12 protein-coding genes and 3 pseudogenes are annotated in these 21,491 nt (G+C 52.7%); 8 read left to right on the top strand and 7 right to left on the bottom strand.

The genetic code is table 11. From position 1 onward, the window contains the following. Positions 1 to 96: 96 nt before the first annotated feature. The 6 genes and pseudogenes from mutL to guaB form a co-directional block, all read right to left on the bottom strand. A complete protein-coding gene (mutL, locus tag JCM15908_RS08090; RefSeq protein WP_025002965.1) occupies positions 97 to 1,950 on the bottom strand; it encodes a DNA mismatch repair endonuclease MutL in 1,854 nt (617 codons plus the stop codon). Positions 1,951 to 1,958: 8 nt separating this feature from the next. Beyond that, complete coding sequence (locus JCM15908_RS14635) at positions 1,959 to 2,246, bottom strand: hypothetical protein (RefSeq protein WP_148295556.1); 288 nt, start codon at positions 2,244 to 2,246, stop codon at positions 1,959 to 1,961. Positions 2,247 to 2,329: 83 nt separating this feature from the next. After that, positions 2,330 to 4,272: pseudogene (locus JCM15908_RS13120) on the bottom strand (OstA-like protein). Further along, complete coding sequence (locus tag JCM15908_RS08075) at positions 4,269 to 5,702, bottom strand: peptidylprolyl isomerase (protein ID WP_025002963.1); 1,434 nt, start codon at positions 5,700 to 5,702, stop codon at positions 4,269 to 4,271. The pseudogene JCM15908_RS13120 and the gene JCM15908_RS08075 overlap by 4 nt, the downstream one beginning before the upstream one ends. A gap of 12 nt (positions 5,703 to 5,714) precedes the next feature. Further along, the gene (locus JCM15908_RS08070; protein WP_025002962.1) at positions 5,715 to 7,139 is read right to left on the bottom strand and encodes a peptidylprolyl isomerase; all 1,425 of its coding nucleotides are present in this window, start codon (positions 7,137 to 7,139) and stop codon (positions 5,715 to 5,717) included. 135 nt (positions 7,140 to 7,274) lie between these two features. Beyond that, entirely contained in the window at positions 7,275 to 8,759 is a 1,485-nt protein-coding gene (guaB, locus tag JCM15908_RS08065; RefSeq protein WP_025002961.1) for an IMP dehydrogenase, read from the bottom strand. Positions 8,760 to 9,297: 538 nt separating this feature from the next. On the opposite strand from guaB, the gene JCM15908_RS08060 reads away from it, so the two are divergent. From JCM15908_RS08060 to JCM15908_RS13105, 8 genes and pseudogenes are all read left to right on the top strand, one after another. Next, the gene (locus tag JCM15908_RS08060) at positions 9,298 to 10,044 is read left to right on the top strand and encodes an MlaE family ABC transporter permease (RefSeq protein WP_025002960.1); all 747 of its coding nucleotides are present in this window, start codon (positions 9,298 to 9,300) and stop codon (positions 10,042 to 10,044) included. Positions 10,045 to 10,182: 138 nt separating this feature from the next. Beyond that, positions 10,183 to 10,942 (top strand): annotated as a pseudogene (locus tag JCM15908_RS13115) (ABC transporter ATP-binding protein). Positions 10,943 to 10,948: 6 nt separating this feature from the next. Next, positions 10,949 to 11,758, top strand: a complete 810-nt coding sequence (locus tag JCM15908_RS13110) for a M15 family metallopeptidase (protein ID WP_025002959.1) — start codon at positions 10,949 to 10,951, stop codon at positions 11,756 to 11,758. Between the two features lie 100 nt (positions 11,759 to 11,858). Further along, positions 11,859 to 13,274, top strand: coding sequence for a THUMP-like domain-containing protein (locus JCM15908_RS08045; RefSeq protein WP_025002958.1), 1,416 nt, complete (start codon positions 11,859 to 11,861; stop codon positions 13,272 to 13,274). A 122-nt stretch (positions 13,275 to 13,396) separates the two neighbouring features. Continuing rightward, complete coding sequence (locus tag JCM15908_RS08040) at positions 13,397 to 14,542, top strand: hypothetical protein (protein WP_025002957.1); 1,146 nt, start codon at positions 13,397 to 13,399, stop codon at positions 14,540 to 14,542. Positions 14,543 to 14,739: 197 nt separating this feature from the next. Further along, positions 14,740 to 16,701: a DNA topoisomerase IV subunit B gene (locus JCM15908_RS08035; RefSeq protein WP_025002956.1), complete on the top strand. Its 1,962-nt coding sequence runs from the start codon at positions 14,740 to 14,742 to the stop codon at positions 16,699 to 16,701. A gap of 105 nt (positions 16,702 to 16,806) precedes the next feature. Further along, a complete protein-coding gene (locus JCM15908_RS08030; RefSeq protein WP_025002955.1) occupies positions 16,807 to 17,172 on the top strand; it encodes a four helix bundle protein in 366 nt (121 codons plus the stop codon). 58 nt (positions 17,173 to 17,230) lie between these two features. Continuing rightward, positions 17,231 to 18,792, top strand: a pseudogene (locus tag JCM15908_RS13105) (S41 family peptidase). Between the two features lie 459 nt (positions 18,793 to 19,251). Here the strand turns inward: JCM15908_RS13105 and recQ are convergent. Next, positions 19,252 to 21,435: a DNA helicase RecQ gene (gene recQ, locus JCM15908_RS08020; RefSeq protein WP_025002954.1), complete on the bottom strand. Its 2,184-nt coding sequence runs from the start codon at positions 21,433 to 21,435 to the stop codon at positions 19,252 to 19,254. Positions 21,436 to 21,491: the final 56 nt, after the last annotated feature.

Raw genomic sequence — 21,491 nt, 5'->3', positions numbered from 1 at the left:
ACATATTTCCACTGAAAAAACTATATTTTATAGGGATAAGAACATAACATTAATCAAGAAATACAGCTCAAAAAGCACTTTTTAGGCAAAAAACGGCTATCCCAGCAGATGCTCGATCTCCGATTGCTTCAATATGGCAAGCACAGACTTGCCGTCAGGAGTATAGTTGACGTTGCTACAGGCAAAGAGTCCGTTGACGATATTCTCCATCTCAGTATTGCTCAACACCTGTCCGTGAGGAATAGCAGCGTTGCGCGCCAGACTCAAGGCAAGTGCCTTGCTGACTTCTTCCTTAACAGACGTACCGCAGTCTGCTGCCGATGCCACCATGTCGGTAACGAGAGCGACTGCGTTCAGACCGTCGATGCCGGCAGGAACTCCGTTGACGGCATAGCTGCCGCCGCCAAGGTCGGACAGGTCAAAGCCCATCTCGCGCAATTCGGGAAGCAGGTCTTGAACGGTCAGACCGCTGGATACGGGGAAATGAACCATCTCGGGGAAAAGAAGCTTTTGGGTATGTGCCTTGTGCTCCTCTGCCCTCCGCAGGTATTCTTCGTACAAGATGCGTATATGAGCGCGGTGCTGGTCTATAATCATCAGGCCCGACTTGACAGCCGTCATAATATAGCAGCCCTTGTACTGATAGTGAGCCGGCGACTTCTCTTCAGCTATTTGGGAATTTTCTGACGGCGAGTCCGCCTGATACCCGGTGGAAGACGAACCATCAACAGTCTTGTCAAAAAGGGCTGGAGAAGGCGCAGTGGTTTCCTGACTGCCCTCCAGTCCGGCATAAAGTTCCTCCCACCCATCAGGCGCAACGGGCATCTTGGGATGTGGAGTCTCCCTGAAAGGGTTGTAATTGGGATTGTATTTTACCTTCGGAGCGAGAATATCGGCATGCGGATTGAAAACAGGGATGTCGGGTTTCCCTTCCATATCAAAGTCGATGGAGGGGACATCATTGAACTTTCCTATCGCCTCCTTTACCGCAGCAAGGAGAATCTGCCAGATAGCCTGTTCGTTTTCAAACTTTATCTCGGTCTTCGTCGGATGGATATTCACGTCGATATTCTCTGCCGGAACGTCAAAATAAAGAAAGAAATGCACCTGTTCGCCAAGTGGAATCAGACGGTCGTAGGCCTGAAGGACAGCCTTGGCGAAATACGGATGCTTCATATAGCGGCCATTGACAAAGAAATATTGCAGTGCGCCTTTCTTCCTTGCAGCTTCAGGCTTGCCGATAAAGCCATGCACCTTACACAAAGTCGTCTCGACATCTACGGGCAGAAGATTCTGATTGAGCTTCTTTCCGAACACTTCCACGATGCGTTGGCGCAAACTGCAAGCCTTCAGCGAGAACATTTCCACCCCATTGCTGTGCAGGGTGAACGCTATCTGCGGATAGACCAGTGCTATCCGCTCAAAGGCGGAAATGATATTGTTCAGTTCCGTCGTATTAGACTTGAGGAACTTGCGCCTTGCCGGCACGTTGAAGAAGAGGTTTTCTATCAGAAAGTTGCTCCCGATGGGGCACGAACAAGACTCCTGCCCCGTAAACTTACTGCCCGATATAGTCAGGCAAGTGCCAATTTCGTCGCTTTCCTGCCGCGTCTTGAGTTCTATCTGCGACACAGCGGCTACCGAGGCAAGGGCTTCTCCACGGAAGCCCATCGTGCGGAGAGAAAACAAATCGGCCGCATTGCGTATCTTGGAAGTAGCATGCCGTTCGAAGGAAAGGCGTGCATCGGTCTCCGACATGCCTTTCCCGTCGTCTATTACCTGTATCGAAGTGCGTCCGGCATCCACAACCAACACATTGACAGTTTTGGCCCCGGCATCGACAGCGTTTTCTACAAGCTCCTTAATGACGGAGGCAGGACGCTGAATAACCTCGCCTGCTGCTATCTGGTTAGCAACGCTATCGGGTAAAAGTTGGATTATATCACTCATTTTTGCACTCAAATTAAATAGAAAAACAATATCATCAACACGACAATCAGTACGACCGACATGCCTATTGTCGTAAGGAAGCTACCTTGCGACCGTTTCCGCTCACGTCTGCGAAGATGAACGGTGCTCCCGACAAACGCCTGATGCAGTTCCTCCCGGGTGGAAAGCGGCTGCGAAGTCTGCCCCAACTCGGCACGGGCCTTCTCCTCCAACTTCCGAAGACGCTCTTTCCGCTCGTCCACATAAATATATTCGTGATGGAATCGGCGCGGTTGGGGTTGATGAAAAAGGGACATTGTTATATGGAATGAGGTGAAATGAAGTAACGAACTATTGTTGGCACGATAAAAACCGGGGATTTGTCAGCATCCCAAGCAGCCTATCTGTCCAATATTCTCTGCCGGGGTGGTACTACCGTTTCTCTCCTTCTGACTACTCCCTCGTCCTTTCTCCCAGCCCGGCGGTATATGTCGAACTTGTCGCGCGGCTTATCTGCTCGTACCAGTGGAAGTTTGGCAACTCCGTCTTGTCGGCAGGAATCTGCAACATGGGATAGAAAGTCCCCTTTATCTTCGATGTCCAGATTCTGTCCAGCCGTCTTTCCGGTGTCATAAACATTCTCAGCGTATCCGTTTCCGAGTAATTCACCCCGACAAGAAGCGTACTGTCCTTCTCGTCCGCGCGATAATAGAGCGACAGAACATTGGATATGGCATCGACACGGCGTATCTTTCCGTCCACGAAGTCAGCCTCCATATTCCGTGAAGAAATCTGATTGAAATGCTGACCATCCGTCAGTGCTTCTATCGAAAAGGCGTTTCCGTAGACGTATGCCTTCCGTACCATCCTTCCATTCATGTACGCCTTTATGGAGTCCCCGACCAACTGACGGTTTCCGTTCCACACGACAGGGTCTTCATGCAGGGTCAGGCACGAGTCCTTTGAGTTGGCAACGAGAAATCCGCATACCGACTGTACATCCGTGCGATAGGCTCTTACATTGTTGACCCCATACACTTCGCGGTACACTTCGGGCGTATTCAGGCGGAAAGCCTTCATGCTGACCGTGTCGGCATGGACAAACAGCGTATCGCCCTGCGAGAAATCCTTTGCCACCGTGCCGGGTTTACCACCGAAGGCAATGGCAGCAGAGTCCGTATAGTGCACATAGTCGCCATAGAAAGCATGTTTATTCTTATAGTCTATGTAGTAGACGTCGCCCCGTCCTTCCCCTATGTGCGTGTTGCTGTTGTATATCAGGTCGCGCCCCGTGATGGTACGGTTCTTCAGTTTGTCCACAATCTTCACGTTTCCGTGTCCTTCGCTGTGCCCGGTCTTGGCATTGTAGACTACCTCGTCGCCCGTAATCGTGCGCTGAACCTTCTCGTCTACCACCTTTACCTTGCCTCTCCCCTCGCTGTAGCCGGTTCGCGCGTTATACACAACATCCTCCCCCGTAATGGTTCTACGGTTCACCTTGTCCACTATTTTAACATTCCCGTGTCCTTCGGCATCCCCCGTCGTACTATTATAGGTAATGTTATCCCCCTCCACGTCGCGTTGCGGTGAGGTGATGGTAGAGCGTCCGACCAGTTCCAGATGGTCAGTCTTACTGTCATAGGTTCCATCCTTGGTATGGACGACCTCTCCCTTGACCGTACGGATAACCGATTCTCCCAATACATGTATCAGTCCCGTTTCCGTATTGCCGTGAGCCGTGGGAGTATTGATGCGGTATTTCGGAGTGCGGATGACCACATCGCCATAGAAATTAGCCTCGTGGGTCTTCGTATTATAGTCGCCCATGTCTGCAACGACCGTATTGATGCCATAGACAAGCGTTCCCCGACCGCCGAAATAGTTGGCTACGTCCGTAGTCATATTGTAATCAAGACTATCACAACGCAGATTCTTACCCGGCTGACGCACGACGACCCTCTCACGGGCACGCATCATCTGCGACATTCCCTCATAGTAGGCACGCGAACAGGTGATATGGGTTCCGTCAGTACGCCTCAGGCTGACATGCCCGAAGGCTTTGAACGAGCTTTGCTTGTCGTTCAGGAAGGCACTGTCGCACAGAAGCGTCATGTCCTTGTAGCGGAATTTCACGTTTCCCTTAGCTACCTGAACATCGGGCATCTCATACTGATTGTGCCGGAGATTGTCGGCATAATCCAGATAAACCTTGTCTCCCTTCTTCCCTACAGGTTTCTGCCCCCACGAATGTATCGGCATACATAGTCCAAACAGGCATAGAATCCATATAAAAAGGATTCTATGCCTACCGGACGCAGCTTTTCTGTCGTTATTCAAAGTCATCTGACCCAACCTTCGTATTCAAATTTGCTGTTCTTATAACGTGGATTCATACTTACGTAAGTATCTTTTATCTTCCTGACTATCCAGTCGTGCAGCACCTCCTGCCTGCGTTTGGCAACAACAACGTCCTTCATCGCCTGAAAATCTTCCGTGATGGTGGCACGGTGCTCGGGAATCCGGCTCTTCAGCTTGACGATGGCGCACACCGTCTTACCTTTTTCGTTGACCATTTGGAACGGAGCCGAAATGTCGCCTACTTCCATTGTCTCCACGACCTGAGCCACTTCGGTGGGCAAGTCCTTCATCTTGAACCGCGAAGTACGCGAATTTTCCGAAGAGTTGACCATCAGTCCATGATTGTTTTTCGTATCCTTGTCGTCCGATACGAACGCCGTGGCACCGTCAAAGGTAAACTTTCCGGCCCTAATATCACTCCCTATGGAATCCAGACGGAGCTTTGCCGCCTCTATGGAAGCCTCCGAGACACGGGGCTTGAGCAGGATATGACGGCAGTTTACCTTATCGCCGCGGCGGTCAACAAACTGAATAATGTGATAACCAAACTCACTTTCCACCACCTTCGAGAGCTTTTGGGGATCCGTCAGGTTGAAAGCGGCAGCTGCAAAAGCCGGATCCAACATTCCGCGTCCCATATAGCCCAGTTCACCTCCACGTCTCGCCGAGCCGGGATCCTGCGAATAAAGAGACGCAAGCGTCTGGAACGAGGTCTCTCCCTTGGTTACGCGCTCCGTATATGAGCGAAGCTCATTCTTGATGCGGTTGATTTCCTCCTGCTCTATCCGTGGCGTCTGTGTCAGTATCTGCACTTCGACCATTGTAGGAATCACGGGCAGACTGTCGGAAGGCATATTCTTGAAATACTCACGGACTTCAGACGGTGAGACCTTGATGTCGCTGACGAGCTTCTCCTGCATCTTCTGCATCAGCTGGCGATTCTTATAGTCATCGTGCAAGTCTTGCCGAATCTGCGCCAGACTCTTGCGCTGAAACTCTTCCAGTTTCTCTTTCGACCCAATCTGGGGCATGGAAATCCAGTAATCTATCTGTTGGTCGATGCCTTGAGCTATTTCTGACTCGGGAACATCAATACTATCGAGAGCGGCCTGATGGAGAAAGAGCTTCTGAACAGCAATCTGCTCCATTATTTCACCGTCGCCATTACCATTCTTCCACTTTACACCCTCGGCCTGAGCCTGAAGTTTCATCACCTCAATGTCCGACTTCAGAATCGGCTCGTCGCCGACCACGCAAACCACCTCGTCCACGACGCTCTTGTCGCTGACCGGCCGCGAGAGGGTGGAATCGAGTACCTGACGGAGCGGAGCAATATGCCCCCCAGCATGAAGTCCTGCTACCGAGAATCCAATCCCGGCAAGCAGGAGTCCCACCTTATATATATATACCTTCATTCTTATAGGTTCTTAATGCTTGTTGACGGTAGCCAGCACATCGCGATTGACCACCACCTTGTATTTCTTGCGCAAATCGGCCACCCATGCCTTTTCCAGCGACTCCTGATAGTCGGCAGTTACGAGACCACGTACATCTTCCATCTCCTTCGGAGCCTTCAGCTTCTCGCCATAGACAGCATCAATAGGATAGTCCTTGACAGGAGTTACGGTAGTATCCTTACCGAATATCTGCTTGTCGACCAAGGCGTTGTCGCCCGGCTTGAAGATACCTTTCTCTACACGGATACGGATAATGGAGTCGTTGTTGAACGCCTTCCGCAGAGTTTCGGCCCAGTCCTTGAACGGCACGCGTGCCACGCAGTCCCTGACAGCCTTCACGTCGGCCGCGTCCTTCACGTGGTAAGCCATACCCTTGAAACGCGGCTCGCTCCATTTATAATCCTTCTTGTGCTTCTTGAAGTAGGCTTCCAGTCCAGCCTCGTCCTGTGCAGCCTTCTCCCAAACGACACGGTTGCTGATTTCAAAGAGCAGAAGACCATCATGATACTCCCTGACCAGATTCTTCAGGTTGGGGTCTTTTGCCTCCAGCTCGGCCAGCTTTCTGTCGAGCAGCTTCTCCGGTGTCATCCCGTTTCCTTCCAGTTTGGCCAGAGTATCGAGCTTATTGGAGATAATCTGCTCGCGCAGTCCCCTTGCCTCTATAAATCTCCAGATGTCCAGCTTCACCGAATCGTAAGGCATGAAATTCTGTTTTGCAATCATCTTGATGATATGATAGCCGAACGGCGACTTCACGGGCTTGCTGATTTCTCCGGGTTTCAGGGCCATCAAAGCATTTTCAAACTCGGGCACCGTCTGCCCCTTCGTCAGCAAAGGAAGCTCTCCCCCCTTGATGGCAGAGCCTTTGTCTCCGGAATACTGGCGCGCAAGGGCAGCAAAGCTGTCGCCCTTCATCAGTGCGTTATAGACTGAGTCGGCACGGTTTTTGGCTGCTTCCGTTTCCTGCTCCGAGGCCTTCTGCGAAACAGAGAGGAGAATATGGGCACACCGGAACATACCGCCGTTTCCGTCGATGCGCTTCTGTGTCTCCCTGTATATCCTCTGCGCCTCAGCCTCAACATCGTCTTCAGTAATCATAGTCGGACGGATTTGCTGGTCGCGGTAGGTCAGGAACTCATTCTTGAACGACGACAAAGTATCGAGACGTGCGTCGAGTGCCGCCTGCACTTTGAGCTTATAGTTGACGAAAAGGTCTACATACTCGTCAACGCCTTTCTTGTCTATGACGCCTTCGGCATTGTTCTTATTGTAGGAATATTCAAATTCGGAACGGCTGACGGGCTGACCGTTGATGGTCATTATCGTCGGGTCGTTCTGGGCGTATGCCATGGTGCTGCTCAGAAGGGCAACGGCCAATAGTGCTTTCAGTTTCATTTTATTCAGTTTTTTTGAAGTTTTGGAATCCAATAATTCAGATGTCCGGAGGCTGATGCCACATCTTCGCCTCTTGTCCCGAAAAGACGCAAGCCCCCAATCCGTCCACAGGACTGGGAGCCGTAGCATTTCCGGTTATTCAGGACGCGAATAGTTCGGTGCCTCGCTTGTAATGGTAATGTCGTGCGGATGGCTTTCCATCACGCCGGCGTTGGTAATACGGGTGAACTTTGCGCCATTCAGGCCCTCTATGGAAGCCGCACCGCAATAGCCCATGCCCGAGCGGAGACCACCCACGAGCTGATAAATCACCTCCTGTACGGTTCCCTTATAGGGCACACGGCCGGCAATGCCTTCCGGGACGAGCTTCTTCGCGTCGCTGATGTCGTTCTGGAAATAGCGGTCGCGCGAACCGTTCTTCTGCTCCATGGCCTCCAGCGAACCCATGCCGCGGTAGCTCTTGAACTTACGCCCGTTGAAGATGATGGTGTCGCCCGGCGACTCTTCCGTACCGGCAACGAGCGAGCCTATCATAACGCTGCTGCCACCGGCTGCCAGAGCCTTCACCACGTCGCCCGAATAGCGCAGACCGCCATCGGCAATCAACGGCACGCCCGTACCCTTCAGGGCCGAATAGACATCGTAGATGGCACTCAGCTGCGGCACGCCCACTCCGGCTACGACACGGGTCGTACAGATAGAACCCGGCCCTATGCCCACCTTGACGGCGTCGGCACCATTCTCTACCAAGAAGCGCGCAGCCTCGCCTGTGGCGATATTGCCTACTATCACGTCGAGTTCCGGAAAAGCGGCCTTCACCTCGTGAAGTTTGCCGACAACTCCCTGCGAATGTCCGTGAGCCGTATCAATGACAATGGCATCCACGCCAGCCTCAACCAAAGCCTGCGCACGGTCCATCGTGTCCATCGTAACGCCTACTCCGGCAGCCACGCGCAGCCGTCCCTTGTCGTCCTTGCAAGCCATCGGCTTATCCTTGGCCTTGGTTATGTCCTTATAGGTAATCAGGCCAACGAGATGGTTCTCCTTGTCTATTACCGGCAATTTCTCTATCTTGTTTTCCTGAAGTATCTGCGCAGCGGCCACAAGGTCGGTCTGCTGATGCGTGGTAACAAGGTTTTCCTTCGTCATCACCTCGTCGATGGTCTTGTCCAGACGACGCTCAAAGCGCAGGTCGCGGTTGGTAACGATGCCGACCAGATGGTTCTCCCCGTCCACTACAGGGATACCGCCGATATGATACTCTGCCATGATGCTGAGTGCATCCCTCACCGTGCGTCCCTGACGGATGGTTACAGGAGCGTAAATCATACCATTCTCGGCCCGCTTCACGATAGCCACCTGCCGGGCTTGGTCTTCTATGCTCATGTTCTTGTGAATTACACCGATGCCTCCCTCACGCGCGATTGCTATAGCCATCGCACTCTCGGTTACGGTATCCATTGCCGCCGTAACGAAAGGAATGTTCAGTTCGATGTTTCGCGTGAACTTGGTTTTTAACTCTACCTCCTTGGGCAGGACTGCGGAATAAGCCGGAATCAAAAGGACGTCGTCGTAGGTAAATCCGTCCATCACAATTTTATCTGCAACAAATGATGACATGATTGTATTTAGAAATTTATTGCGTGCAAATTTAGCAATAATTCTCCACAAAGACTATCCTTTCAGAGAAATTCAATACCTTATTAAATGTATTTAACGGGCTGCCGCCGGAAGAGGAGCCACCTGCAAATTTATCTCCGCTGCTGAATTTCGCCCGACCGGCGCAGACATTCCGGCCACCCGGACACTGAACGGGGGCATCTCCATCCCCACACGGCGACACCGGCACTATGCCCTTCCAAAACTGCGAGACCAATACACTGATTATCAACAGATTATAAACAGGGAAACGAACAAGCCCGTTTCGCAGTGTCAAAGTGCCGTTTTCATGGTGCGAAACGGGCTTGTCCGCTTGGCGGAAAGGCCTTGTCCGTCAACTGATACGGGCACCGTCCGTCACAGCCGACGATTGACGGCACGGACAGACAGGACGCGACAAGTCGCCGCAACGCCTCGCCGGAATAAAATTCTCTCCGCTTTCTGCTCCCGTCTCTGATATTTTCGCTACTTTTGCATCAGCAAATTCAAACATAACTATATGCTTATATTCAGGTGGTTGGAAACACTCGGCAGGTATCTTATGCTGATGGGACGCTCCCTCAGCAGGCCGGAGCGGATGCGGATGTTCCTCAAGCGGTATGTCAAGGAAATGTCGCAGCTGGGCATCGACTCCATCGGCATCGTCCTGCTCATATCGTTCTTCATTGGCGCGGTAATCTGTATTCAGATAAAGCTCAACGTGCAAAGTCCGTGGATGCCCCACTGGGTGTCGGGCTACGTTACGCGCGAGATTATGCTCCTTGAGTTTTCGAGCAGCATCATGTGCCTGATTCTTGCAGGAAAGGTGGGTTCCAACATTGCCTCGGAGCTGGGCACGATGCGCGTTACACAGCAAATCGACGCCTTGGAGATTATGGGCATCAACTCCGCAGGCTATCTCATTCTTCCGAAAATCCTCGGACTGATTACCATCATGCCATTCCTCGTTATCTTCTCGGCAGCAACGGGCATACTCGGAGCCTATGCCACGGCCTACATCGGGCACATCATCACCCCCACCGACCTGACGGCAGGCATACAGCACGAGTTTACCCCTTGGTTCATGTGGATGAGCATCGTGAAGAGTCTGTTCTTTGCGTTCATCATTTCCAGCGTCTCCTCCTTCTTCGGGTACACGGTCAACGGCGGTTCCGTGGAGGTGGGAAAGGCCTCGACCGACGCCGTCGTCAGTTCGAGCGTCCTGATTCTCTTCAGCGATGTGTTCCTGACGCAGATTCTCAGCTAAGGCCCTGCCCGGCTTTTCCGAAAGAGAAGCAGCAGGGACGGGCGGCATGACGACTCCATAACAACCAACAACAAATACAGAACCCACGGACAGGCAGCATGGCCTTCCCTCCCTTCGGAGGAGATGGGGAAGACAGATATGATAGAAGTAAAGCATCTCTATAAGTCGTTCGGGAAGAAAGAAGTTCTCCACGACATCAACACCGTGTTCGAGGACGGAAAGACAAACCTCATCATCGGGCAGAGCGGAGCCGGAAAGACGGTGCTCATGCGAAGCCTCGTAGCTGATAGAACCCACAAGCGGCGAAGTGCTCTACGACGACCGCAACTTTGTCAACATGACGAAGAAGGAAAAGATACTCATGCGACGCGAGATGGGAATGATATTTCAGGGCGCGGCCCTCTTCGACTCGCTCACCGTGCTCGAGAACGTGCGGTTTCCGCTCGACATGTTCTCCGACATGACTTCGCAGGAACGGCAGCGGAGGGCGCAGGAATGTCTCGACCGCGTCAATCTCGGAGGCGCGGAGAACAAATTTCCGGGCGAGATTTCGGGAGGCATGCAGAAGCGCGTAGCCATAGCGCGTGCCATCGTGATGAACCCGAAATACCTTTTCTGCGACGAGCCGAACTCGGGACTGGACCCGAAAACCTCCCTTGTCATAGACGAATTGTTGTCGTCTATCACGCGCGACTTCAACATTACGACCATCATCAACACCCACGACATGAACTCGGTGATGGGCATTGGCGAGAACATTGTCTTCATTTCCGACGGGCGGAAGGAATGGCAGGGAAACAAAGACAAGGTTATTGCATCGCGGAACAAGAAACTAAACGACCTCGTCTTTGCCTCTGAACTCTTCAAGAAGGTGAAGCAGGCAGAACTGGAGGGGTAAGACGGCATGGAGGCTCACACACGCTTATTCGGCAGGCTCTGTGCCATCGTATGGCTGTTTGCAGCCGTCGCATGCCACTCACAGGCCCAACGCCCCACGGCAGGCAGCTCCGGCAAGGCACGGCAGAAGACAACACGGCAGCCTGCCAAGACGGAAGGGGCAGACCAGTCGGCTACCGCCATGCGGATGAAGCAGCAGGGACTGGTCGACATCAAGGACATTGACCCGACCATAAAGGTCGCCCTGATGTATGCACGCACCGACAACTTCTGCCACACACAGCTCTACCGCGACCTCCGCGAGGCGTACGTGCTGCCACAATGTGCCGAGGCCCTGAAGAGGGCACAGGCAGAGCTGAAGCGCAGACGACCCGACCTGAGCCTCTGCATCTTCGACGCGACGCGGCCGATGAGCGTTCAGCAGACCATGTGGGACAAGGTGAAGAATACTCCCCATTACTTCTACGTCTCCAATCCTGCCCACGGCGGAGGCATGCACAACTACGGCATGGCGGTCGACGTCAGCATCTGCAAGGCCTCATGGAACGAGGCGGAGTGGCACGACGGGGCACGTCCGTGCCGCATCGACACCATCCCGATGGGCGTAAAGGTGGACCATCTCGGAACGGAGAGCCATATCGACCGGGAGCAGTCGCTCCTCTCGCGTGGCATCCTGACCCGTGAGAGCCTCGCCAACCGGCTTCTGCTGCGCACGGTAATGCAGGCTGGCGGATTCACACCGCTGCGGACGGAGTGGTGGCATTTCAACCTCTGCACGAGGGCATGGGCAAGGAAGAACCTGAAGGTGGTCAGGTAAAAGCCTTGCCATCGCTCACAAGACTATCCTCCCTGCCCATTTCCGAAAGCGGGGGGCGTAAATACGCAAATCTACAGGACGTTATCAGAACGCCAGACAAATGAAGAAGAAAGCCGACAACCCAACAGGAGGATGCGGCCTCTCCCCGACCGGAAGCAGGCAGGAGGACATTTCTCGCTCCCTGCCGACAGGAAAGAGGGAGGCGGAGAGGCTTTTCGTACTTTCTCACCGCCTGTCCTCCGTCTCCACCCTCGCTCTTCAGGCCCGCCGCTACCCCGACCTCGATTTCCCGTTTGTACTCGACCAGATAGCAGGATGGCAGACCGCACGGACAAAACTGCCTTCATGGGCAGAAAAGGACGGCATTGTCTATCCGCCACACCTGTCCATGGAGCAGTGCTCCTCGGAACAGACAGCACGCTATAAGGCTGAACTGGCATCCCGACTTGCAAACGGGCCTTCCTCTGCTTCGGCAACTCAACATCCCCTCTCCGGCAGGGAGCCGAAAAGATTTTCCCGCACTCTCATAGACCTCACAGGCGGTTTCGGTGTCGACTTTTCATTCATGGCACGGCATTTCTCCCAAGCCGTCTACGTGGAAAAGCAGGAACGGCTGTGCGGGGTGGCCCGACACAACTTCGGCATCTTGGGGCTGGCACAGGCAGAAGTGGTCTGTGGCGACGGGGCGGAGTATCTCCACACCGCGGAAGCGGCAGACGTAATCTACCTCGACCCTGCACGGCGCAACAGACAGGGCGGAAAGACGGTGCTGATAAGCGACTGCACACCCGACGTTCTGGCTCTCGAAGACGAATTGCTGGCGAAATCGCGCCATGTCGTCATCAAGCTCTCGCCCATGCTCGACTGGCATCGGGCGGTGGAGGAACTGAACAGACACTGCGGAAACGTGGTGCGCGAGGTGCATATCGTGTCGATACGCAACGAGTGCAAGGAACTTCTGCTGGTCTTGGAGGGAAACGCTGCCAAGCTTCAAACGGGAAATTCCGTTACCGGCAACAAGCTGCCACGCCGCGAGAGCGCGCCGGCAGAAGCTCACCTGCACGTTTTTTGCGTCAACGACGACACCGTCTTCGATTATCTTTCCAACGAATCAACGTCGTCGCAGCACATTCTCGGCACGCCCGTCGGGCCTGACTTGCACCTCTACGAACCCAACGCATCGCTGATGAAAGCCGGTTGTTTCGGAGAGCTTACAGCCCGCTTTCCTCTGCGTGCCGTTGCTCCGAACTCCCATCTGTTTGTCTCTGACGATAAGATAGAAGACTTTCCGGGACGCAGCTTCGTCGTTTCAGCCGTATCTTCCATGAACAAAAAAGAGCTGAAACGTACACTCCAAGGCATCGTCAGGGCGAACATCGCCGTCAGGAACTTCCCTCTCAGCGTGGCAGAACTGCGCAAACGGCTGAAGCTACAGGAGGGCGGAGACTGCTATATCTTCGCCACGACAACGGGAGACGGTATCCACCGTCTGCTGATAACCCGTAAAAGCGAGTAGGAAACGCTCCGGCACACAGCCTAATCTATTAATTATCACCAAAAAAGCACGCTATTTTTGGATTTCCGCCCTTTTATGGCTATCTTTGCATGTTTTAAGATTGCAATATTAACAAGATAAAGATGTCATCTATTCAGATAAAGAAGGTCGAGACAAAAAGGGACCTTAAAGATTTTATAGAATTACATTACGACCTTTATGAAGGTAATCCTTATGATATTCCAAACCTTTTCAGCGATGAGCTGAACACGCTGTCGAAAGACAAGAATGCAGCCTTCGACTTCTGCGAAGCAGAATATTACCTCGCCATCCGCGAAGGAAAGACGGTCGGGCGCGTGGCTGCCATCATCAACCACAAGGCCAACGAGAAGTGGCAGAGAAAGGATGTCCGCTTCGGGTGGATAGACTTCATCGACGATATTGAAGTATCGGGCGCACTGCTCAAGGCTGTCGAAGACTACGGACGGGAGAAAGGAATGGAACAGGCGGTCGGACCGCTCGGCTTTACCGACATGGATCCTGAGGGCATGCTGACATGGGGATTCGACCAGCTCGGCACTATGCCGACCATATACAACTACGAGTATTATCCGAAACACTTGGAACGGCTTGGCGGATGGGAAAAGGACAACGACTATGTGGAGTTCAAACTCATGGTGCCGGACACGGTGCCGGAGAAGTATGCCAAGATAGCCGAAATGGTAGAGAAACGCTATAACCTCCACGTAAAGAAGCTGACGAAGAAGGAAATATTTGAAGGCGGATACGGACGGAGGCTGTTTGAGCTAATCAATGAGACCTACGGAGACATTTACGGCTACTCGGAGCTGACCGACAGACAGATAGACCAGTACGTGAACATGTATTTCCCATTAGCCGACCTCAACCTTATCACGGTCATAGAGGACGGTAACAAGGACAACAAACTGGCAGGCGTGGGCATCACCATCCCTTCCCTGAGCCGCGCCTTGCAGAAATGCCGCCGCGGAAGACTCTTCCCCTTTGGATGGTGGCACCTGCTTCGTGCCATCAAGTTCCACAAGACGGAAGGCGTAGACCTCCTGTTGCTGGGCTTTCTGCCCGAGTATCGTGCCAAGGGAGCCAATGCCCTGCTCTTCGCCGACCTCATCCCACGCTACGTCAACTATGGCTTCAAGTGGGGAGAAACGCAGGTCGAAATGGAGAACAACGGGGGAGTACAAAGCCAATGGGGCGTGCTCGACCCTATCAAACACAAGAAGAGAAGGTGCTTCAAGAAACAATTGTAGCGACAGGTGGAATAGGTGTCAGGCGGTGAAGGCAGATTCGTATCATAATATCTTCCCGGAGCAATCCCTATCCTTTGAGAATCAAACAACCTGCACCGCAAGGCAACAGGCAGGACTGCACAAGTCGCTTTCTGAACCAGCCCCATCCGGATAATAAGTTACCTCCCATCATTCCACCTCTATCCCTTATAGATAATATGGACAAATCATCATCGACCAACAACCAACAACCAACGCCTGTAGAATACACCGACGATAATATCCGGCATCTATCGGATATGGAGCACGTACGTACCCGTCCGGGTATGTATATCGGCCGGCTTGGCGATGGAAACCTGCCCGAAGACGGCATTTACGTGCTGTTGAAAGAGGTCATCGACAACTCTATCGACGAGTTTAAGATGAACGCCGGCAACCGCATCGAAATAGATGTGGAGGACAATCTGCGCGTCTCCGTGCGCGACTATGGCCGTGGTATTCCGCAAGGAAAGCTCGTCGAGGCAGTCTCCGTGCTCAATACGGGTGGTAAATACGACTCAAAGGCATTCAAGAAAAGCGTAGGTCTGAACGGTGTAGGCGTGAAGGCGGTCAATGCCCTCAGCTCCCGCTTCGAGGTAAAGAGCTACCGCGACGGCATGGTACGCGAACTTAAGTTTGAGCGCGGAACCTTGCAGGACGACCAAACCAGCAAGACGCAGGACGAAAACGGGACGTATATCTACTTCGAACCAGACAACACGCTGTTCAAGAACTACACTTTCCACGCCGACATCGTGGAAACGATGCTCCGAAACTATACTTATCTGAATACAGGACTGACCATCATGTACAACGGCCGACGCATTCTCAGCCGCCATGGACTCAAGGACTTGCTGCTGGACAACATGACCGTCGACCCGCTATACCCCATCGTGCATCTCAGCGGTGAGGATATTGAGATTGCATTCACGCACACCAACCAATACGGTGAGGAATACCACTCGTTCGTGAACGGCCAGCACACCACGCAGGGCGGTACGCATCAGTCCGCCTTCAAGGAGCATATAGCCAAGACCATAAAGGAATTTTTTGGCAAATATGAGTATGGCGACATCCGGAACGGACTGGTTGCAGCCATCGCAGTGAACGTTGAAGAACCTGTTTTCGAGTCGCAGACGAAGATAAAGCTCGGTTCCACGCAGATGGCACCCGATGGCGAAACCATCAACAAGTACGTCGGAGACTTTATCAAAACCCATGTCGACAACTTCCTGCACATACATAAGGAAGACTTTACGGACATCTTGGAGAGCAAAATCAAGGAGACCGAGCGCGAGCGCAAGGCTATGGCAGGCGTAACGAAGCTCGCCCGTGAGCGTGCGAAGAAAGCCAACCTACACAACCGAAAGCTCCGCGACTGCCGTGTACACTATTCTGACGCGAAGAACGACCGCAAGGAGGAAAGCTCCATCTTCATCACGGAGGGCGACTCTGCCAGCGGAAGCATCACGAAGAGCCGCGACGTGAACACGCAGGCTGTATTCTCGCTCCGCGGAAAGCCCCTCAACTCGTTCGGGCTGACCAAGAAAGTAGTCTACGAAAACGAGGAATTCAACCTTCTCCAAGCCGCCCTTGACATAGAGGACGGCCTTGACACACTCCGATACAACAAGGTCATTGTCGCCACCGATGCCGACGTGGACGGCATGCACATCCGTTTGCTTATCATTACGTTCTTCCTCCAGTTCTTCCCCGAGCTGATAAAGAAAGGTCATGTCTACGTCCTCCAGACGCCATTGTTCCGTGTCCGCAACCGCCGGACGAAGATTAAGAACAGGCAAATAGTAGAAGAGCAGGATGCAAAGCGCACGAAGGGCGAGAAGAAAAGCGACTTCATCACCCTCTATTGCTACTCAGAGGAGGAGCGGCAGGACGCTATCCGCAATCTCGGCCCAGACCCTGAGATTACCCGGTTCAAAGGATTGGGCGAGATAAGTCCCGACGAGTTTTCCCATTTCATTGGTCCCGACATGCGCTTGGAGCAGGTTACGCTGCACAAGAACGACCAAGTGCAGAAGCTCTTGGAATACTATATGGGCAAGAACTCCATGGAGCGGCAAAACTTTATCATTGACAACCTCGTCATAGAGGAAGACCTTCCCGATGCAAAAGAAGAGTAAAAAAGCAAAAAGGTAAAAGGGAAGAAGAGCCGGCAAGGAAGGGGAAGCAAGACCAAAACGAACAAGTCAAGGTTGCAAAAACATCAATAGAGAAAGGAAGAGCCTATGACCGACAGCTTCATATATACATTATCCAAACGCTTCTCGCCTAAGGCAACAGGTCCATACAAAGTCCTGACAACCGAGAAACGGGAACATAATATGTCCAAACAATTGTTGCGCCCGGCCACAAGCATCGGGGCAAACCATGCAGAAAGCAGACTTGCACAGAGTCTGGCAGGCTACTTAAGCAAAATCCGCATAGCCCTGAAAGAGGCAAATGAAACCTTGTACCGGCCCGAACTGCTTTACGAATCCTGTCATACTGGGCAAAACACATTTGAAACACTATCAAATGACATGCACACTATCATTGGGACATCCGTCAATAACATCAATAAAACAGAAAGAAGACGTTGGTTTTCTGAATAGAAAACTTGAAATTCTTTCATCAAGTATATAAATCAAAGAGAAAGATTCTATTGCAATTATGAGAAAATACACTTGTCTTTTACTTCTTTACCTTTTTACATCCTTAGCTTTATCAGCGCAGAACAGCTCTCCTCTCCGCAAACTCCAGCTCGCTGAACTGGCAATAACAAACTTCTATGTGGACTCCGTCAACGAGCAGAAACTCGTGGAAGACGCCATCAGGGGAATGTTGGAGAAACTCGACCCACACTCCACCTATACCGATGCCAAGGAAACCAAGGCGATGAATGAGCCGCTGCAGGGCGACTTCGAGGGCATAGGCGTGCAGTTCAACATGATAGAAGACACGCTCGTAGTCATTCAGCCCGTCGTCAACGGACCATCAGAGAAAGTGGGAATCCTCGCCGGCGACCGCATCGTGCTTGTCAACGACACTTCCATTGCAGGCGTGAAGATGCCCCGCACCGACATTATGAAGCGGCTGCGCGGAAAGAAAGGCACGAAGGTAAAGCTCGGCATCCTGCGCCGGGGAGTGAATGACATGCTGACGTTCGTCGTTACCCGTGCCAAGATTCCCGTCCATACGCTCAGTGCCTCTTATATGATTCGCCCCTCCATCGGCTACATCCGCTTGGAGAGCTTCGGGGCGAAAACGCACGACGAATTCATGGCGGCCATAGACTCCCTGAGGCGGCAGGGCATGAAATCGCTCATCCTCGACCTTCAGGACAACGGGGGCGGCTATCTTCAGGCCGCTGTCCAAGTATCCAATGAGTTCTTGCAGGACAACGACCTCATCGTCTACACCGAGGGACGGCGCGCACGCCGTCAGACCTTCAAGGCCATCGGGAACGGCCGGCTGAAGGACATGCCCGTCTACGTCCTCGTCAACGAGTTTACCGCCTCGGCTGCCGAAATCGTCTCGGGGGCCATCATGGACAACGACCGCGGCATCATCGTCGGACGGCGTACCTTCGGGAAAGGACTCGTACAGCGGCCGCTCGACCTCCCCGACGGCAGCATGATTCGCCTGACCATCGCCCACTACTACACGCCGAGCGGACGCTGCATACAGAAACCATACAAGAAGGGCGACCTGAAAGACTACGCCATGGACTTGGAAAAGCGTCTCAAGCATGGCGAACTGACCAATCCGGACAGCATCCACTTCGACGACTCGCTCCGATATCATACTCTCCGCCGTCACCGCACGGTCTACGGCGGAGGCGGCATCATGCCCGACTACTTCGTGCCCCTCGACACCATGCGCTACACGCGCCTCCATCGCCAGCTGTCTGCAAAGAACATCATCATCGATGCCTTTATGAAGTACATGGACAGCAACCGCAGGCAGCTAAAGAAATCCTACCAACGTTCGATGCCTTCAACGCTGCCTACGAATTGCCGCAGCCGCTCATAGACGCCATTCTTGCCGAGGGAAGAAAACAAAAGATAGAACCGAAAGATGCAAAAGAACAGGAGGCGACCCTGCCCTACCTCCGCTTCCAGCTGAAATCGCTCGTTGCGCGCGACCTATGGGACATGAACGAATATTTCCGGGTATGGAACGAGCAGAGCGACATTGTGAACAAGGCCATTGAGCTAATCACCGCACAATAGCCTGCCGGCACGATTCATCCTGCAAATCCACCCTGTTCTTGTCGCTTTCCGGCATCCTCCATCCTTCTTGTCAGGTATTCTGACTTGGGAATGACGGAGGATGCGCCTTTTCATCCGCTGCCTCCGTCTGCCCAGACTCCCGACCGGCAACACACGGACGACCGGGGCATTTTCCATCCACAGAAGACGGGACAATCCATACCAGCACGCTGACAAATCAAGACCGGCACAACGACAAAACGAAAACGGCACTTTGACCTTACGAAAACGGCACTTTCGCAATGCGAAAGTGCCGTTTTCGTTTTTCGGGTATTTCGGTTCTGAATACCAAGCCGGCAAGTGCAGGAGTCCAAGTCCTCCAACGCACTAAATCAGGAACGGATTTTCCCTTTCCCGTCATCCCCACACCATGAACAGCCGCACGGCATCCGTTTTCAGGAAACAGACACAGCCGGCAACCTAATTCGCCATCTCCGAGATAAACTTGATGCGGACCAGCCTGATTTCCTCCTCCGGATAGTCGCCGTCCAGTTCCGTCATGGCGGTGTCAAGATCGTCGGTCTCGCTGTTCATGAAGTAATCATAGATGTCGTCCACTTGGTCGTCATCATATACATCTTCTATAAAGTAATCTATATTCAGCTTTGTTCCGCTGTAGACGATGTCTTCTATCTTTGTCAGCAAGTCGTCGAAGTCCAGTCCCTCTGCCGTAGCAAGGTCGTCAAGCGGCAGCTGCCGGTCAATGCCCTGAATGATTTTCACTTTCTGCATCGACTTCTTCACTACTGTGCGGACGCGCAGCTCCTCGGGGCGTACAATGCCCTTCTCCTGACAATAGGTCTTGATGAGCTTGCAGAAATCGCCGCCATACCGCTTTGCCTTGCCTGCACCGACACCCTGAATATTCTGCAACTCTTGCTCGTTGACGGGATACATTATCGCCATCTGCTCAAGCGAGACATCTTGGAAGACCACGTAGGGCGGCACGTCAAGGCGGTGCGCTGTCTTCTTCCGCTGGTCTTTCAGCATTGCAAACAGCTCCGGGTCGAAGACGGCAGAGCCACCAAGGTCCTCCATGTCCTCTTCCTCGTCCTTAAACTCAGTGTCCATCGCTATCATAAACGACGAAGGCGACTTGATGAACCGTTTTCCGGCAGCAGTCAGCCTCAACAGACCGTAGTTCTCCACGTCTTTCTTCAGATAGCCTGCCAACAGGGCATGGCGTATCACGGGACTCCATATCTTCGGGTCTTCGTCCTCACCCAGCCCGAACTCCTCAAGCTGGTCGTGCTTGTGATCTTTTATGTCGTCAGTCCCCCGTCCCTTGATAAAGTCTATCACATACTCCTGCCGGAAATTCTCCTTCAGTGCCTTTACGGCCAAAAGGGTCGTAACGAGCTGCCTTTCAGCCTCTATCTTCGTTTTCGGGTGAAGGCAATTATCACACATTCCACAGTTTTTCTTCGGGTATTCTTCCCCGAAATAGTGCAGCAGAAGCCTGCGCCGGCATACCGACGACTCTGCATAAACCTCTGTCTCCTGCAACAATTGCCTTCCGATATCCTGTTCGGCAACGGGTTTCCCCTCCATGAACTTCTCCAGTTTCTTCAGGTCTTTCTTCGAGTAGAAGACGATGCAGATGCCTTCTTCTCCGTCGCGGCCGGCACGGCCCGTCTCCTGATAGTATCCCTCAAGGCTCTTCGGAATGTCGTAATGGATGACAAAGCGCACATCAGGCTTGTCAATTCCCATTCCGAAAGCAATGGTGGCGACTATCACGTCTATCTTTTCCATCAGGAAATCATCCTGAGTTCTCGACCTCGTTTCCGAATCCAAACCAGCATGATAGGGCGCAGACCTTATCTCGTTGGCCTGCAGAACGGCCGCCAGCTCCTCTACCTTCTTGCGCGACAAGCAGTAAATGATGCCGCTTTTACCCGAATGTTGCTTGATGAACTTGATAATCTGGCGGTTCGTATCATCCTCGCTCTTCTTCGCCCGTACCTCATAGTAAAGGTTGGGACGGTTGAACGAGCTTTTGAACTCCATGCACCCCTCTATCCCCAGACTCTTGATGATGTCCGTGCGGACCTTGTCCGTGGCAGTGGCAGTAAGGGCAATGATGGGTGCCTTCCCTATCTCGTCGATGGCAAAACGTATCTTACGGTATTCGGGACGGAAGTCGTGGCCCCATTCAGAAATGCAATGGGCCTCATCGATAGCATAGAAACTCACCTTGACCGACTTGAGATATTCAACGTTTTCCTCCTTGTTCAGCGACTCCGGAGCCACGTATAGCAGCTTGGTGCGTCCCGACTGTATGTCGGCCTTGACGCGGTCTATCTCCGCTTTCTTCAACGACGAGTTGAGATAGTGCGCCACACCGTCTTCCTCACTGATGCCATTGATGACATCTACCTGATTTTTCATCAGGGCAATCAGCGGTGAAACGACTATCGCCGTCCCATCCATGAGCAGCGACGGCAGCTGGTAGCAGAGACTCTTGCCACCGCCCGTCGGCATCAGCACGAAAGCATCGTTTCCACCGAGGAGGTTCCGGATTATGGATTCCTGCTCGCCTTTGAACTTATCAAAGCCAAAATAATGCTTCAGTTTTTCTGTAAGATTAACCGTTTTTGTCATGTTAATAGTTGGGTGTAATCAGGGTCTGTGAGGTTATGGGTATCTTTCCCGGAATC

Source organism: Prevotella dentasini JCM 15908 (genome assembly GCF_000614065.1).
Taxonomy (GTDB): domain Bacteria; phylum Bacteroidota; class Bacteroidia; order Bacteroidales; family Bacteroidaceae; genus Prevotella; species Prevotella dentasini.
The sequence above is the reverse complement of the archived record's forward strand: the minus strand, read 5'-3'. Positions and strand labels throughout refer to the sequence as shown.